The organism is Leifsonia sp. YAF41, from assembly GCF_052113185.1.
Taxonomy (GTDB): Bacteria; Actinomycetota; Actinomycetes; order Actinomycetales; family Microbacteriaceae; genus Cryobacterium.
This window is the reverse complement of the sequence record NZ_JBFRCS010000010.1, coordinates 35,281-51,826: the sequence shown is the minus strand read 5'-3', so window position 1 is coordinate 51,826 and position 16,546 is coordinate 35,281. Positions and strand designations below refer to the sequence as shown.

The window sequence follows — 16,546 nt, the reverse complement described above, 5'->3', positions numbered from 1 at the left end:
GGATCTGTGACGGGTCAGACGATCGGCAGGTCGACAGAAGCCGGTGGGGGAGTGATCACAACGTCGAGCCCGAGATCGAGCGAGTGCACGCTGTGGGTGAGTGCGCCGACCGAAATCACATCGACGCCCGTGGCGGCGATCGAGCCGACGGTCTGCAGGTTGACCCCGCCGCTGGCCTCGACGATCGCGCGCCCCGCGACGAGAGCCACGCCGGTGCGCAAGTCAGCGGGGCTGAAATTGTCGAGCATGATCGTGTCGACACCGGCGGAGACAACCGGTTCGATCTGGTCGATCCGGTCGACCTCCACCTCCAGGTGCGTGGTGTGCGAGAGTCGCTCGCGCACCTGTCGCAGAGCGGTGGTCACATCGAGGCCGCCGGCGGTGAGAATCGCGAGGTGATTGTCTTTGGCCATGACCGCGTCGGAGAGGCTGAACCGATGATTGTGGCCGCCGCCGTCCCGAACCGCGTGGCGTTCCAGCACCCGCAGGCCCGGGGTGGTCTTGCGCGTGTCGACGATGCGAGCGCTGGTGCCTTCCGCCTCCGCGACGTAGGCAGCGGTGAGGGTGGCGATGCCGCTCATCCGCTGCACGAAGTTCAGGCCGATGCGTTCGGCTTGCAGGATGCCCCGGGCTGAGCCCGAGACAACGGCGAGTGTGTCGCCGGCGGCGAACGCGTCGCCATCGGCGACCTGCAGCGTGACCGTGATCGCGGCATTCGTCTGCCGGAACGCCGACTCGAACACCGCACTGCCGCTGAACACGCCGGGTTCGCGGGCGACCAATGCCGCCGTCGCGGTGGCGGCAGAGGGAATGAGCATCTCGCTGGTCAGGTCGCCCCAGGGCGCGTCTTCGTCGAGTGCGGCGCGAACGACGGTGTCGATGGAATGTCTGGTCAGCATGCGAAGGCCTCCTCGGCCTGGGGAACAGAGTGAACGGCGAACAACCCGGCAGCGGTCGTCGGCTCAGAATCAGTGGGGAGCAGCCAGGTGGCAGCCGTCGTCGAGTCGGGTGTCGTCAGGTCGGCACGACGCCAGGCACGCGAGAATGCGCGCTCGGGCCGGGTGAGCACGAAGTCGGCCCGGTGGTGTGCGCCGCGGGACTCCTCCCTGGCGCGGGCGGCGGCGACGGTCAGCTGGGCGAGCAGCAGCAGATTCGCGTCTTCGCGTTCGGTCATAGTCAGAGGTTCGGATGCCGGGGCACGGGTGTGCCAGCCGGCGAGCGTGGCCGTCGCCGCGTCGAGCCCTGCGCCGGAGCGGTGAACCCCCGCGCAGCGCCACATCAGGTCGGCGAGAGCGGCGCGGCTGAAAGCTTCGTTGGTTGACCTCGTCGAAACCACGTGAGTCGATCTCTGAACGCGGGCGGCATTCGAGGGCTGTCCGAATAGGGTCTCGACAAGCTCGACCACCGGGGCCGGCTCGAGCAGTCTGACGGGCGCAGCGACGGCTGGCCCGCCGAGCGCGCGCACCGCACGATCGGCGAAAACTGCGGCCTCGAGCAGCGAGTTCGAGGCGAGCCGGTTGGCGCCGTGCGCTCCGGTGCGGGCGACCTCGCCGATCGCGAAGAGGCCGGGCAGCGTGCTTCGGCCCCAGTGATCGGTGACGATGCCACCCATCCAGTAGTGCGCGGCCGGGGCGACCGGAACGGAATCGACCGCCCAATCGAGGCCGACGGCTGCACACGCGGCGGTGATCGTGGGAAAGCGGGACTCCAGCTTGCCGCGACCGATCATCGTCGCATCCAGGCGCACCGGTTCACCATCCTGCGCCTGCATTTCGGCGGCGATCGCCCGGGCCACGACGTCGCGCGGAGCGAGTTCGGCGTCGGGATGCACGGCGAGCATGAACCGTTCGCCGCGGGCGTTCCGCAGCACCGCCCCTTCGCCACGCACGGCTTCGGACACGAGAGGCGTGCCGGGTACCGCGAGAGCGGTGGGGTGGAACTGATAGAACTCCAGGTCGGCGACTGCGGCTCCGGCGCGCCAAGCGGCCGCAACACCGTCACCCGTCGCGACCGATGGGTTCGTGGTGTGACGGTACAGCGCCCCCGCGCCACCGGTGGCGAGGATGACGACATCCGCGTTGATCAAACGCGTGCTCTGGCCACCGCCTCCACGGGTGCCGGCGGCGGTCGCCCCGCCGACAGCCGCGCTGGCGAGGAGGGCACCGGTGACGACGCCACCCTCCACGACAAGGTCGGCGAGCATCGTGTGTTCCTTGATGCGCAACGAGCCGGGCCGCGTCGGCCCCGGGAGCGCACTGCGTCGGCGCACTGTTGCGATGAGGGCGGCCTCAATGGCGGCCCCGGTAGCGTCTCCACCGGCATGCAGCACACGCGAGCGCGAATGCGCGGCTTCCAGCCCACGGCGAAGGCCCGACTCGTCGTGATCGAAGTCGACGCCGAACCTGATCAGATCCCGCACCCGCGCAGGCCCTTCACCGCAGAGCACGCGCACGGCGGCAACATCGTTCAGCCCGGCGCCGGCGAGCAGGGTGTCCTGCACGTGGGCCTCAACCGAATCGCCCGGAAAGAGCGCGGCGGCGATGCCGCCCTGCGCATAGCGGGTGTTGCTTTCGGCCAGCTCTGCTTTTGTCACCAGGGTCACCGAATGGCCGGCATCGGAGGCCCGCACAGCGGCGAGCAGCCCGGCGAGGCCGCTGCCGACGATCAGCACCGAGGTCATGGGTCAGACTCCGGCAGGGGCGGCGACCGGCGGCAGGGCGGCCAGCATCCGCTCGAGGGCGAGCTTCGCGTGCGTGGCAACGTCGGCGTCGACGGCGATGCGGTTGAGCACAGCGGCGGGGCGTTCCGCGGTTCCGACCAGCGCTTCGAGCACCCAGGCCAGGTAGCCCGCGTGGATGCGGTACATGGTGGAGCACGGGCAGACCACCGGGTCGAGGCAGAAAATGGTGTGTTCGGGGTGTTCGGCAGCCAAACGCTGCACGAGGTTGATCTCAGTGCCGATGGCAAAGGTCGATCCGGCCGGGGCCGCGGCGATCGCCTTGCGGATGTAGTCGGTCGAGCCGTACTCGTCGGCCGCATCGACGACTGGCATCGGGCACTCGGGGTGCACGATCACGCGCACGTCCGGGTAGTCCTGGCGCGCCTTCTCGATCTGGTCGACGGTGAAGCGCTTGTGCACACTGCAGAAACCGTGCCAGAGAATGACCTGTGCGTCGTCGAGCTCGGTGGCAGTGTTGCCGCCGAGCGGACGGTTCGGGTTCCACATGGGCATCTTCGAAAGCGGCACCCCCATCGCCTTCGCGGTGTTGCGCCCCAGGTGCTGGTCAGGGAAGAAGAGCACCCGCTGGCCGCGCTCGAAGGCCCACTCGAGCACGGTCTCGGCGTTCGACGAGGTGCAGACGATGCCGCCGTGCTCACCACAGAAGGCCTTGAGGGCGGCCGAGGAATTCATGTAGGTGACCGGGATCACGGGAACGCGGCCATCGGCATCCGGCTCGGTGCCGTAGACCTCGCTCAGCTGCTCCCAGCATTCGGTGACCGAATCGATGTCGGCCATGTCGGCCATCGAGCAGCCGGCGGCCAGGTTCGGCAGGATCACGGCCTGGTCGGGCCCCGACAACAGGTCGGCGGTCTCGGCCATGAAGTGCACGCCGCAGAATACGATCGCCTCGGCGTCGGGGCGGCTGCGCGTCGCCTGCGCGAGTTGGAACGAGTCGCCGACGAAATCGGCGTGCCGCACGACTTCTTCACGCTGGTAGAAGTGGCCGAGCACCACGACGCGGTCGCCGAGCGTCTCTTTCGCCGCACGGATGCGCAGGTCGAGTTCGTCGGCGGATGCGGTGCGGTACTCGGCCGGCAGCTCACCCTGGCGCGGTGAACCGGTCGGAATCACGTCACCCATCGACGAGCCGGGGCCGTAGCCCGGAACACCGGAATCGAACTCCCACGGACCCTTCGCCAGGTCGGGGCTGCAGGTGCTGCCTGCCGCGCTGCCGGTGCTGATGAGTCGAATTGTCGTGTCGACGGATGCGTTGGTCATGGTGGTTCTCCCGGAGTGGGTCGTGCGGGGTGGGCCGTACGGGGTGGATTGTGGAGAGGTGAGCGAGGGGCTAGGAATTCGGGGTGGGAATCGGACGTTCCGGAATCGGTCGCTCCGGAATTTCAGAGGGGCGACGCCCCGATGGCGCCGCGCTTGCGGAGAGCAGCTCGGCGTTGTAGCGATAGAGCCGGGGCGGTCGATTGCGGGCGCCGGCGAGTCGTTCGCCGGTGTCGACGACCGACCCGGAGGCCTCCATGCTGCGCCGGAAGTTCGCCGGATCGAGTGGCTTCTGCAGGACCGCCTCGTGTACCTCCCGCAACTGGGAGAGCGTGAAAGTCTCGCCGAGAAAGGCGTGGGCGATGCGGGAATACTCCATCTTGGTGCGCAGGCGCCAGAGCGCGTATTCGACGATGCGGTTGTGGTCGAAGGCCAACTGCGGCAGGGCGTCGGCGGGAAACCACCGCACGTTGTCGCCGACGGCGACCTGCGCCGCCTCATCCGATTGCACGAGAGCCCAGTAGACGACGGAGATCACGCGTCGGCCGGGGGAGCGGTTAAGCGCGCCGAAAGTGTAGAGCTGCTCGAGGTAGGTGGGTGTGAGGCTCGTGGTTTCGCGCAGGGTGCGTGCCGCTGCGGTGGCCAGCTCTTCATCGTCGGGCAGCCAGCCGCCGGGGAGCGCCCAATGCGATTCGAATGGTTCGCGTGTGCGTCGCACCAGCGGAAGCCACAGGGTCATCAGGCCGGATGTCGCGTCTGGGCGCAGCGCGAAGATCACCGTCGACACCGCAAGGGTGGTGCCCTGGTTGTCGACACGATGCTGCTCGGCCACGGTGAGAACCCATCTAGTAAAGGTTGTAAAGACTTTAACTCAGTGGGTCCATCATATAGTCATTCTGACCAGAACTCATCCCCGAATCTCTTCGCGGAAGTGATGCGCTCTTGCGACACTCAGCCCCGGCGCGAGGTCGCCACTGTGGGAACCTCGCCGGCGCGCACCGCGCCCTGACCGGTGAGTCCCCAGATAGTGACCCGCCCCATCGCCTCGAGCACGATCTTGCCGCTCATCTTCGAGGAACCGTGCGTTCGCTCGACGAACGTGATCGGAACCTCGACCACGGTCAGACCGGCCCGCACCGCGTGAAGCAGCATGTCGATCTGAAAGCAGTAGCCGTGACTTTCGACGCTGGAGAGCCGCATCCGTTCCAGGGCATGTGCCGTGTAGATGCGGTAGCCGCCGGTCACGTCGCGTTGCTGCAGACGCAGCAGAATCCGTGAGTACGTCGATCCACCCTGTGACAGCATCCGACGGTGCCACGGCCAGTTCACGATGTGGCCTCCGGGAACCCACCGCGAGCCCATCACCACGTCGGCGCCGGCGCTCGCCGCCAGCAAACTCGGCAGTTGTTCCGGCAGATGGGACCCATCGGCATCCATCTGCACGAGGGTTTCGTAACCGCGCGAGAGTGCCCAGGTGAACCCCTCCAGGTAGGCGGCGCCCAGCCCGTTCTTGGCGGAACGATGCAAGACATGCACGCGTGGATCCTGCGCCGCCAACGTGTCGGCGAGTATCCCGGTACCATCGGGTGACGAATCGTCGACAATGAGCACCTCGGCATCGGCGACGTTCGCACGAACGCGCGAAACAATCGGTTCGAGGTTGTCAATCTCATTGAAGGTCGGAATGATGACCAGCGTCTGTGGCATGGGGGGCTACCTCGTCATTTCGATTATTGTAGTGCGATTCACAGTGGTGGTCATGGCATGGGAAAAGCCCAGGTTTTCAAGGTCTCGCACCGCGGTCCCCACGAATTCGGTGCTCCCCACGTTCTGCAGAATCCAGACGGCGTTCGTGTCTGCCAGTTCGTTGGAGACGGATGCGAGTGGCACCGTCGTATCCCACAGGCCGGCGGTCTGCTGGAACGGCATCCCGAGCGTCACATCCTTGAGCCCGCTGAACGCAGAAGGATAGAGCCGCAGAGCCAAGCGCGGCAGGCGCGACGGACGCACGCTGTCATCGAAGATTACCGCGTCACCGGGATGCGCGGCTGCCGCGATCACCGCCGCCGCCTGACGCCAATCGCTGCCGTCCTTGGCGAAACTCGTGCGCTGCGCGAGATAGATCGGCGCGACCAGCGCGAGAAGCAGGAGTACTGCGCCGGCTTGAAGCCAGCGTTGTCCGAGACCGACGATCCCGAGTGCGATGACGATCGCGAGGGCCGGCGTGCAAAACGAGAGATAGCGCTCGGAGTACATCGGCGTGATCAGCCAGGTTCCGATCAGCACCAGCGAACTCGGCACGACAATCCACGCGAGCAGCACAATGAGGCCGGGGCGCGCAGATTGCCCGAACGCCCGAAGCCGACCTCGAGAGCGAAAGACCGTGACGACCGCCAGCACCATGAGGCCCCACGCGAGAACGGCGACCGGGGTGCTGACGAACCACTGGCTGACCAGAGCAGTCAGCAGGCTGGGTTGGGGTCGGCGGCCGATGAACGAGATCTGGCCATGCTGCGCGAGGCCATAGACCAGAACGGGGGCGGCGAGCAGAATTCCGATTCCGGTGGCCACCAGCCAGCTGCGGCACAGCGTGCGTCGATTCGCTTGCGGCGCCCACAGCCAGACGGCCAGCGCGTGAATCGGAATGAGCAGCACGAGGTAGAGAAACACATAGATGCCGAAGGCGGCGAGCACGGCGTACGCGGCCCACAGCCCACGTCGCATCCGGATGCTGGTGGTCGGCAGCGCCGCTTGTCGCAGCACGTGCAGGAGAAGCACGGTCAGCCAGATTCCGCACGCTGTCGCCAACGCGGTCGACCGGGCTTCGGCGCCCATGTACGTGACCCGGGGCAGAACGGCGAAGACGAGACCGGCGACGATCGCAACATTCGCGGTGAAGAGGTGCCGCGCCAGCATCGCGGTGCCCATCGTCGCCGCCCCGATCGCCAGGGCGCTCGGGAGTCGCGTCGCGAGTTCGGAGGTGCCGAAGACTTGAATCCACGGATGCAGAAGAAGGTAGTACGTGCCGTGCACCGCATCGACATGGCCGAGCATCTGAAAAAGCGACGGCAATGAACGTTCGGCCGACATGATGCTGGCGGCTTCGTCGCCCCAATACGACGGATTCCACGAGCCGGCGAACGAGACGAGTGCGCCAATGACTCCGAGCACCGCTGCGGTGCGGGTGAACCGCGGGTTCGGCGTCAGGGCGCGCGGCGGCGCGGTCGTCGCGGTCCGTTGCACGAATGTGGTCACGTCCCCGACGCTAGGCGGCTCAGGTTAACGATTGGCTGCGTACGGAGGGCGTGCTCCTGCGAAGGCTCTCAGGTTTGAGGTCGCGTCAGCCCAGATGCCGGGGGAGCCGCGCCTCGACGGTCAAACCTGTTGCGGTGTTCGAGACCGAAATCGTGCCACCGGCCCGTTCGACGATCGCGTGAACGACCGCCAGGCCGAGCCCCGAACCACCTGAACCGCTCGCCCGGGAATCGTCGGTGCGCGAGAATCGGTCGAAGGCCAGGGGGAGAAATTCTTCGGGCATGCCGGGCCCGGTGTCGACGACCCGAGCCACGGCGACGTCGCCCTCTCTCGACAAGCTCACCGTCACGGTTCCGCGGGGGCCCAGTGCGACCAGTGAGTTCGCGATCAGGTTGTCGACGAGTTGACCCATGTTGGTGCGTGACAGTGTGTACCGTCCGTTGGGGTCGTCGCCGGAGATCTCGAACTCGACCTCGACCTCGCGAAAGTTTCTGGTCATCCGCGCTCGATCGACGGAGCCGGTCACCTCTGCGACGAGCCCGTTCCAATCGGTCTCGGGCGGAGCCTGATCACTCTCCAGTTTCGAGAGTTCGAGCAGATTCGTGGCCAGCCGGGAGAGCCGGTCGACCGTGGCCGATGCCTCATCGATGTCTCTCAGAAGCGCCGGGGCGTTGCCGGAGTCCAAATGTGCCAATTCAAGCTGGGTCTTCAAAACGGCCAGCGGCGTGCGCAACTCGTGGCTGGCATCCGACACGACCTGCCTCTCACGATCGACGCCACGGCGCAGTCGATCGATGAACGCATTGAGCGTCACGGCGAGCTGGCTGACCTCGTCGCGCCCGGCCGGCACAGGCAATCGAGCGGATGCGCCGACCTCGCTCAGGCTCTCGGCCTCCTCGCGGAGCCGGTTCACCGGGCGTAGCGCGGCGCCGGTGAGCAGCCAGGAGGCGATGCCGAAGCCGCCAATCAACACGACGGTGCCGGTGAGCAGAACGCCGGTGAGTTCGTCGAGAAGCAAGCCGAGGGCTTCCTGATTGCGTGCGGTCACGATGATCCAGGTACCGTCGGACGTCTCGACCGGGGTCGCCATCACCAGGTAGGTCGAGTGTCCAGCTTGAATCTCGCGCGGCGGTCCCTCGAGCTGGGCCAGCATTTTCGTGTGCGACGCGAGGCTGAGCGGCAAGGTCGACTCTTGAACGAGGCCGGTCGGATCCACCACAGCGACGAGCTGGCCTTCGCCGGGAACTTCGACTGTCGAGCCCGGCTCGGCGAGGAGGCCAGAGACGATGGGTGCCGCGTCGCTTTTCAGCAGGCTCGCCGTGGTCTCGGCGAGGATCGACTGCACCTCGAGGCGAAAGAAGAACGCGGCCGTGCTGAACAGCACCGCCGCGATGAAGAGACTCCCGAGGGTGATTCGTGCCCGGATGGACAGCCCGGGCAGGCGTCTCATTCCGTCAACTCCACGGTGTAGCCGGTGCCGCGAACGGTCACGATGCGGATTCCGGCCACAGACGAGTCGATCTTGCGACGCAGGTAGCTGATGTACTGGTCGACGATGTTCGGGTCGATGTGCAGGGTGCCGTCCCAGATCTCCTCGAGGATCGTGGCCCTGTCGACAACCCCGCCGGCGCGGCCGCAGAGCAGCCGAAGCAGCGCGAACTCCTTGGGGCTCATGGCGACGGTGTGACCGGCCACGCTCACCCGAAGGTCCCGAGAGTCGAGCACGAGGTTTCCGAGTTCCAGGGTGAGCTGCGCTCCCATCGACTGCCGCCGCAGAAGCGCGCGCACTCGAGCGGTGAGCTCGGCGAAGGCGAACGGTTTGGTCAAATAGTCGTCTGCGCCGCTGTCGAGGCCGAATACCCGGTCTTCGACAGTGTCACGTGCGGTGAGGAGCAGCACCGGCATGGTGTTGCCGGTCTCCCGGATGCGGCGGCACAGTTCGAATCCTGACATCTGCGGGAGCATCACATCGACGGCCGCCAGGTTGAAGTCTTCGTGGGCAACCGCGATCAACGCATCCATGCCGCTGGCGACCCGGTGGACCTCATAGCCCTCGGCGGTCAGACCGCGTTCAATCAGTGAGCCCATCTGCTCATCGTCTTCAACGACCAGGATCTTCATTGCAGCACCCTTCAGAGCTCTTCCGGCCCAATTCGCCGATCAGTCGCCGTCGCCGATTCTGAACGGAGATCGCGGCACGTGCAACTTTCTCACACGCGATCGATTGTGTCAGCCTCCTGGCGCAGCACTGCCCGGCAATGTGGTGCGTCATCGCGGGGATGCCGCCGACCGTGGGCAGTGCGTTGCGCGGGCAATCGTCGACACCGAGGCGCACGGGCAGCGCGCCGATAGGCTGGCGACATGGTCGAAACTCACACCTCGGAGGCTCCCACGCCTGTCGGTATCGCCGTCTGCCAGTTTCGGCCGGGGGCCGACGAGGCAGCAAATCTCAGTGAGATGCGTCGATTGGCTGCGCTCGCCGCTTCGCGGGGTGCTGCGCTCGCCGTGTTTCCCGAGTATTCAGCGTTCTTCGAACCAACACTCGGCCCCGCGTTCGTCACCGCTGCGCAGTCACTCGACGGCAGTTTCGTCACCGCCATGGCCGACCAGGCCCGCGACCTCGGAATCTTCGTCGTCGCCGGAATGCTCGAGACGACGAGCGACCCTGCCCGCTTCTCGAACACGCTTGTCGCCGTGTCGCCCGATGGACTCCTGGTCGCGACCTATCGCAAGCTTCACCTGTACGACGCCTTCGGCGACCGGGAGTCGAACTGGGTCGTTGCCGGTGAGATCGAGCAACCAGAGACCTTCACCGTTCAGGGTCTGACGATCGGGTTGCAGACCTGTTACGACATCCGCTTTCCCGAAGTCACCCGGCGACTGGTGGATGCCGGCGCTGATGTCGTGCTCGTTCCCGCCGAGTGGGTGCGTGGCCCGCTCAAGGAGCATCACTGGCGCACGCTCGTGACCGCGCGCGCGTTGGAGAACACGATCTATGTCGCGGCGGCCGATCACACGCCGCCGGTGGGCGTGGGCAACAGCATGATCGTCGACCCGATGGGCGTCGAGCTCGCCACCGTCGGCGAGATCACGGACATCGGCATCGCCTGGGTGTCGGCGGAGCGCATCAGCGCCGTAAGGGCGATCAACCCGGCGCTGGCCCTGCGTCGATTCACGGTGGTCCCGCGCTGACTTCGGTGGTTCGCTGACTCAAGTGCGCACGTGGGTGATCCCGTGTGGGCGTTATGTAAAGGAGGAGATTCTGCGACTCGCCGACCTGACCTGCCGGTCGTGATCGGTGTGTCGCAGAATCTCCTCCTTTGCGTTCAGCGCGCCGAGAGTGCGGCGAGCTGCCGCGCGGCCTGCTCCAAGACCTCAACCCGCTTGCAATAGGCGAAACGCACGAGCGACGCGTAGCGGTGACGGTGGTCGGGCGAGGTGAACGCACTCAGTGGTACCCCGACGACGCCGGCGAGCTCGGGCAGTGCGCGGCAGAACTCGGCGCCTTCTGCGTAGCCGAGGCTCTGGGCATCCGCCACGATGAAGTAGGAGCCTTGCGGCACGGTGATCTCAAAACCCGCGGCGCGCAGCCCGGTGGCGAGCAGATCGCGCTTGGCGGCCAGGTCTGCCGCGATGCCGGAGTAGAAGGTGTCGGGTAAATCGAGTCCGCGGGCGATCGCCGGCTGAAACGGCGCCCCATTCACATAGCTGAGGAACTGCTTGACGGCGAGAATCGCGGTCACGATGGGGGCCGGAGCGCTCAGCCAACCGATCTTCCAGCCCGTCGTGTTGAACGTCTTGCCCGCCGACGAGATGGTGATCGTGCGTTCGGCAGCACCGGGCAGAGTCGTGAGGGGGATGTGCGGCACGCCGAACGTGAGGTGTTCGTAGACCTCGTCGGTGACGATGAGCGCGTTGTGGCGGTGCGCGAGGTCGACGATGAGTGCGAGTGTCTCGGCGCTGAAGACGGTGCCCGTTGGGTTATGCGGGTTGTTGATCAGGATGAGACGGGTGCGGTCGGTGATGGCCGCCCGCAGCTCGCTCTCATCGGGCTGAAAGCTGGGGGCGTGCAGGGGCACGGTGCGGTGGATGCCGCCGCCCAACGCGATCAGGCCGCCGTAAGCGTCATAGAACGGTTCGAACGTCACGACTTCGTCGCCCGGTTCGAGCAGCGCGAGGATCGTCGCCGCCAACGCCTCGGTCGCGCCAGCGGTGACCAGGATCTCGGTAGCCGGGTCGACGGCGAGTCCGTAGAAGCGCTGCTGGTGGCGGGAGATGGCGTCAAGCAGGATCGGATCGCCGCGCCCGGGCGGGTACTGGTTCACTCCATCGGAGATAGCCTGGCGCGCGGCGTCGAGCACCTCGGCCGGTCCGTCTTCGTCAGGAAACCCCTGTCCGAGGTTGATCGACCCGGTGCGCCCGGCAAGTGCACTCATCTCGGCGAAGATGCTGGCGGTCACGCTGCCGTCGGCGGCGAGCAAACCGGCTCCGCGGGCGGTGCGCTGCCAAGCGCCGGTAATCGTCATTTCGCAACCTGCATGCCCTCAAAGCTACGACATTCCTCTGAGCTAAGGAGTGCGGACGCGGGGGAGAGGTCGACCAACCTCGCACAACCTGTGGATAGTTTGCACCTGCTAGTGCCGATCTGCCCTAACGTGTCGGCATGCGCACTGCGAGTGGGGGCCGTCACACCGCTGCTGACGCTGTGCGTGCCCGGGCCGGACTGCTCCTTGTCGCCGCGGCGTTGGTGTTGAGCGGATGCGCGTCGGCCCCGGATCCCGTTCCCTCAGAATCGCGGTCGGCTGCGGAACCGGTCTTTGCCTCTGATGAGGAGGCGCTCGCCGCGGCGACAGAGGCGTATGCCGCGTACTTGCAGATGTCAGATCAGATCTTGATGGATGGTGGATTCGATCCTGATCGAATTCGCCCACTTGTTTCACGCCCGATGGCAGAATCCGAAATCCGCGGATTCAAGGAGATTTCGGACAAGGGCTACCGGAGCTCTGGCGGAAGCGAATTTGAGAACCTGACTCTTCAATCCCGCGAGGAAGCGGACGGCGAATCGAGCGGAAGGATTGTCGTATATCTTTGCTCTGACGTTTCAGCGGTGGATGTGTGGGACTCGAATGGAGTGTCGGTCATCTCGGCGAGTCGTCCAGATCGCACGCCCTTCGAAGTAGTTTTCACCAGCAACACCTCGGATCCGCAGCACCTGATTGTTAGCTCATCAGATGTTTGGGAAGGGAATGGGGTCTGCTAATGAAGGCATTCCCATTTTCTGCAACGGCATTTGTCATCTGTCTAATCGCTGGTCTCGGTGTGCAAGGCGCCGCTGCTGAGCCGGGCGCATGTAACAGAACAGACATCCAACTTGGCAACTGCGCGGAAGCCAACGGCTCGATCAACGGCGGCGGCGTCGACGTCTCGGCCGGCATCGAGTCCGGTTCGAACGGCAGCAGCGATGAAAGCTCCGGGGCTGCGGAAGGCGTCGACGGCGACGATGCGCCCCTCGGAAATGCCGGCACAATCGGCGCGCCCGACGCCATTGATCGCGAGGACTATGTGATCAATTGCATCCCGAACTCGCCGTGCGATCCGAATTTCACGGTGAGCATCAGTGACTTGGTGAACTTCACTCCGGCCAAGACCTCCACCGGTATGGAGCCGAACGGCTGGGCGGTGGTCGGCCTCCCCGCGAACTTCATCGCTCGGGCATCGGCACACACCCAATCTGGCCTCCTCCTCGGGTTCCCGGCCGACGTTCGATTCACGCCAGTCGGCTTTCGGTGGAGTTTCGGCGATGGCACGACGGCGACCTTGGCCACCGGCGGATCGTCCTGGGACGACCAAGGATTGCCCGAGTTCTCCGACACGGTGACAAGTCATCGTTTTGCGGAATCCGGATCATTCGTCATCGTCGGAACTGTGATTTACACAGCGGAGTATCGGTTCGCCGGCCGCTCATGGAAAGGGATTGCCGGTACTCTGGCAGTGTCGGCTGATCCGTTCACAGCGGTTGCCGGACAGGCCAAGACGGTGCTCGTGAACGACGAGTGTCAGGCCGATCCACGCGGCCCCGGTTGCTGAATCGCACGACCCGGCCCGACCCCAAGCAAGGTCACGGCTTCGCCATTGAATGCTCTCAGTCCTCGCATATAAAACGTTCAGGTTCGAGGGCGAAGCTATCAACGCTTGGAAGGAGCACCCCATGACCGACAGCACCAACGAATCAGGCACCACCCCCGAAACGCAGGGCGACGCAGTTGCCCAGAGCGACGCCGGTGCCGTCGAAGTCAACACGGCCGGCGAAGCAGTCGTACCCGCTGCAGCTCAGCCCGTTGCAGCAGAACCAACCGCCCCCGAGGCGGCCCAGCCCGTAGCAGCCCAGCCCGTTGCAGCCCAGCCCGTTGCAGCTCAGCCCGCAGCGGCAGCTCCTGCTGCGGCAACCCCCGCAGCTCCTGAGACACCTGTCGTCCCAGCTGTCCCCGTCGCGCAGACCCCGGCACCGACGCCGGCACCGACCCCTGAGGTTCCCGCCGCCCAGACTGAAGCCCCCGCGGCGCAGCCTGCTGCCCCGGCCGCCTCCGTCCCCCCGGTCGCCCCGGTCACCCCGGCAGCAGCCGCGCCGCACACCGCCGCGCCTGCCGCCTACCCCGCGCACTCGGCTCACGCATCCCAGCCGGCTCAGCCAGTAGCATCCGGCCAGCCCGCAGTATCCGGCCACCCTGCCCCGACCGGAGCAACCGCCGCCTACCCGACCGACGCCTTCGGCCGCCCACTCTATGCCGGAGCACCCGACGCAAACGGCGCCCCCGCCTACGCCACGGAGAACGGCTACCCGACAGAGCCGATTCCTCCGCTGAAGAAGAAGGACCCCGCTCGCCGCAAGGGCTCCGCCACGATCATCGCCGCTCTTGCCATTGGAGCGATCCTCGGTGGCGCATCGGGTGCCGGCGTTGTTGCGCTGACCGGCAGTAACCAGAGCAACTCCGTGCCGGCGAGCCAGTCACAGGGCGCCCAGAACGTCGTCGTGAACAACACCCAGAGCGTCAACGAAGTGACGGCAGTCGCAGCAAAGGCATCGCCGAGCGTTGTCACGATCAACGTGTCGACCTCGAACGCAGGCGGCACCGGATCCGGCGTGATCCTCACCGAAGACGGCTACATTCTGACCAACACCCACGTGGTGACTCTGGATGGCGCCTCCGCCGACGGAACGATCAAGGTCACGGCCCAAGACGGCACGATCTACGACGCCAAGCTCATCGGAACCGACCCGACCACCGACCTCGCCGTGATCAAGCTGACCGATGCCTCAGGACTGACCCCGATCACCTGGGCCGACTCGAGCAAGCTCAACGTCGGTGACTCCACGGTCGCCATCGGCGCACCGCTCGGCCTGTCCGGCACCGTCACGACCGGCATCGTCAGCGCGCTGAACCGCAGCATTACCGTTGCGTCGTCGGCCGCCCCGACCTCGCCAGACACGACGACCCCCACCCCCGACAATGGCGGTGGCCCGTTCGACTACTACTTCGACAACGGCAACGGAAGCCAGCAGCCGGCCGCAGCCAGCAGCAGCATCTCGCTGCCCGTGATCCAGACGGATGCGTCGATCAACCCCGGCAACTCCGGCGGAGCCCTGCTCAACAGCAAGGGCGAGCTGATCGGCATCAACGTCGCGATCGCCAACGCGAGTTCGGGTAGTTCTGAAGCCGCCGGAAGCATCGGCGTCGGTTTCGCACTTCCGTCCGACCTCGCCAAGCGCATCTCCGAAGAGTTGATCAAGAGCGGCGCGGCAACTCACGGTCTGCTCGGAGCCAGCGTCGGCGACGCGGCAAGTGTCGAAAGCAGCACGACGGTCGGTGCCCTGGTGAGTGCCGTCACCGCTGGCGGGCCTGCCGCCTCGGCCGGACTGCAGAAGGGTGACATCATCACCAACTTCAACGGTGTGCCGATCACCGATGCCACAGACCTCACCGCTCAGGTGCGGGCCCAGGCTGCCGGATCGAAGGCCGAACTCACGTACGTGCGTGATGGCAAGGCAACGACGATCTCCGTCACGCTCGGATCCCTGTCGAGCTAGTCCAGCTCTGCGCTGATTCTCCTTCGCTTCTGCGTCGCCGGTTTTGACCGGCGGCGCAGAAGCATTTTTGGTGTGCCCGCGATGTAGGTGGATCCGGCAGCTTCAAAAGTCGTGCCTGATAGGCTCAATCGACTTTAAGACGAATGGAAATATGGCAGACCAGTTGCACCGAACCGGAGACGAACCGCTCATTGGCGTCTCCTATGTGATGCCGGTGCTCAATGAAGTGACTCACGTGCGTGCCGCAGTGAAGAGCCTTCTGAACCAGGACTACGACGGCCCGTTCGAGGTCACTCTAGCCCTCGGTCCGAGCATCGACGGCACGACCGAACTCGTCGAAGAGATGGCAGCGGTCGATCCCCGCATCCGCGTCGTCCCCAATGAGATCGGCTCGACTCCCGCCGGCCTGAACACCGCAATTCGCGCCTCCGTTTACCCGGTAGTGATTCGGGTTGACGCTCACTCGGTGCTCCCGCGCGACTACGCCCGGATTGCCGTCGAGACGCTGCAGCGTACCGGCGCCGATAACGTCGGCGGCATCATGGACGCCCGGGGCGAGCATCCCTTTCAGAAGGCGGTGGCACGCGCCTACGGCACCCGCGTCGGACTCGGTGGAACGCCGTTCCATGTCGGGGGAGCGGAAGGCAAAGCAGACACCGTCTACCTCGGCTGCTTCCGCCGGGAGAGCATTCTCACGGTCGGGCTTTTCGATGAGAGCATCAAGCGCGGCCAGGACTGGGAACTCAACCGCCGCCTGCGCGAGGCCGGCGGCACCGTCTGGTTCACCCCCGCGCTGAAAGTGCTCTATCGCCCGCGCCCCAGCCTGTCCCGGCTCGCCAGGCAAATGCTCTCGACCGGGCTCTGGCGTGGCGAACTGGCCCGCCGTTTTCCAGCCTCGAACGGCCTGCGCTACTTCGTGCCGCCGGTCATGGTCGTCGGCACAATGCTGGGTCTGCTGCTCGGAATCGCCGGAATTGTGCAGGCTGCCCTCGGCGTCACACCGTGGTTGTTGCTGGGATTCGTGATTCCAGCGGTCTACCTCGTCTTCGTGATCATTGCGACAATTCTGGTTACGCGCCCCGACGGGTTTCGTTCCTCGCTCTGGTTTCTCATAGTCTTGCCGTGCATTCATTTTTGCTGGGGCATCGGGTTCGTTCTCGGATATCTGAAGCTCACCAGCAACATCACGGCACACACGGGAAGATAAC

14 protein-coding genes are annotated in these 16,546 nt (G+C 65.8%); 5 read left to right on the top strand and 9 right to left on the bottom strand.

Features of this window, described 5'->3' with window-relative positions; all coding sequences use genetic code 11:
- Nucleotides 1-14: 14 nt before the first annotated feature.
- The 8 genes from nadC to AB4Y63_RS13145 form a co-directional block, all read right to left on the bottom strand.
- Entirely contained in the window at nucleotides 15-899 is an 885-nt protein-coding gene (nadC, locus tag AB4Y63_RS13180) for a carboxylating nicotinate-nucleotide diphosphorylase (RefSeq protein ID WP_441791514.1), read from the bottom strand.
- A complete protein-coding gene (gene nadB / locus AB4Y63_RS13175) occupies nucleotides 893-2,680 on the bottom strand; it encodes an L-aspartate oxidase (protein ID WP_441791513.1) in 1,788 nt (595 codons plus the stop codon). Before nadB ends, nadC begins: the two co-directional genes overlap by 7 nt.
- Nucleotides 2,681-2,683: 3 nt before the next feature.
- Nucleotides 2,684-4,000 (bottom strand): quinolinate synthase NadA, encoded by a 1,317-nt coding sequence (gene nadA / locus AB4Y63_RS13170; RefSeq protein WP_441791512.1) that lies wholly within the window; start codon nucleotides 3,998-4,000, stop codon nucleotides 2,684-2,686.
- Between the two features lie 70 nt (nucleotides 4,001-4,070).
- Nucleotides 4,071-4,736 (bottom strand): NUDIX hydrolase, encoded by a 666-nt coding sequence (locus AB4Y63_RS13165; protein WP_441791608.1) that lies wholly within the window; start codon nucleotides 4,734-4,736, stop codon nucleotides 4,071-4,073.
- A 212-nt stretch (nucleotides 4,737-4,948) separates the two neighbouring features.
- A complete protein-coding gene (locus tag AB4Y63_RS13160; protein WP_441791511.1) occupies nucleotides 4,949-5,704 on the bottom strand; it encodes a polyprenol monophosphomannose synthase in 756 nt (251 codons plus the stop codon).
- Between the two features lie 6 nt (nucleotides 5,705-5,710).
- Nucleotides 5,711-7,252 (bottom strand): glycosyltransferase family 39 protein, encoded by a 1,542-nt coding sequence (locus AB4Y63_RS13155; RefSeq protein WP_441791510.1) that lies wholly within the window; start codon nucleotides 7,250-7,252, stop codon nucleotides 5,711-5,713.
- A gap of 85 nt (nucleotides 7,253-7,337) precedes the next feature.
- Entirely contained in the window at nucleotides 7,338-8,702 is a 1,365-nt protein-coding gene (locus AB4Y63_RS13150) for an ATP-binding protein (protein ID WP_441791509.1), read from the bottom strand.
- Nucleotides 8,699-9,373, bottom strand: a complete 675-nt coding sequence (locus tag AB4Y63_RS13145) for a response regulator transcription factor (protein ID WP_441791508.1) — start codon at nucleotides 9,371-9,373, stop codon at nucleotides 8,699-8,701. The genes AB4Y63_RS13150 and AB4Y63_RS13145 overlap by 4 nt, the downstream gene beginning before the upstream one ends.
- 240 nt (nucleotides 9,374-9,613) lie before the next feature.
- On the opposite strand from AB4Y63_RS13145, the gene AB4Y63_RS13140 reads away from it, so the two are divergent.
- Nucleotides 9,614-10,444: a carbon-nitrogen hydrolase family protein gene (locus tag AB4Y63_RS13140; protein ID WP_441791507.1), complete on the top strand. Its 831-nt coding sequence runs from the start codon at nucleotides 9,614-9,616 to the stop codon at nucleotides 10,442-10,444.
- A gap of 134 nt (nucleotides 10,445-10,578) precedes the next feature.
- On the opposite strand, the gene AB4Y63_RS13135 is transcribed toward AB4Y63_RS13140, so the two are convergent.
- On the bottom strand, nucleotides 10,579-11,778 hold the full coding sequence (locus AB4Y63_RS13135; protein WP_441791506.1) for an aminotransferase class I/II-fold pyridoxal phosphate-dependent enzyme: 1,200 nt from the start codon (nucleotides 11,776-11,778) through the stop codon (nucleotides 10,579-10,581).
- 137 nt (nucleotides 11,779-11,915) lie between these two features.
- Here AB4Y63_RS13135 and AB4Y63_RS13130 point away from each other — a divergent pair, with 137 nt between their 5' ends.
- The 4 genes from AB4Y63_RS13130 (at nucleotide 11,916) to AB4Y63_RS13115 (ending at nucleotide 16,545) form a co-directional block, all read left to right on the top strand.
- Nucleotides 11,916-12,512, top strand: a complete 597-nt coding sequence (locus tag AB4Y63_RS13130) for a hypothetical protein (RefSeq protein WP_441791505.1) — start codon at nucleotides 11,916-11,918, stop codon at nucleotides 12,510-12,512.
- Nucleotides 12,512-13,339 (top strand): PKD domain-containing protein, encoded by an 828-nt coding sequence (locus tag AB4Y63_RS13125; RefSeq protein WP_441791504.1) that lies wholly within the window; start codon nucleotides 12,512-12,514, stop codon nucleotides 13,337-13,339. The genes AB4Y63_RS13130 and AB4Y63_RS13125 overlap by 1 nt, the downstream gene beginning before the upstream one ends.
- A gap of 121 nt (nucleotides 13,340-13,460) precedes the next feature.
- Nucleotides 13,461-15,338 carry a S1C family serine protease gene (locus tag AB4Y63_RS13120; RefSeq protein ID WP_441791503.1) on the top strand — a complete coding sequence of 626 codons (1,878 nt, stop codon included), beginning with the start codon at nucleotides 13,461-13,463 and terminating at the stop codon, nucleotides 15,336-15,338.
- A 151-nt stretch (nucleotides 15,339-15,489) separates the two neighbouring features.
- On the top strand, nucleotides 15,490-16,545 hold the full coding sequence (locus tag AB4Y63_RS13115; RefSeq protein WP_441791502.1) for a glycosyltransferase family 2 protein: 1,056 nt from the start codon (nucleotides 15,490-15,492) through the stop codon (nucleotides 16,543-16,545).
- Nucleotide 16,546 lies beyond the last annotated feature (1 nt).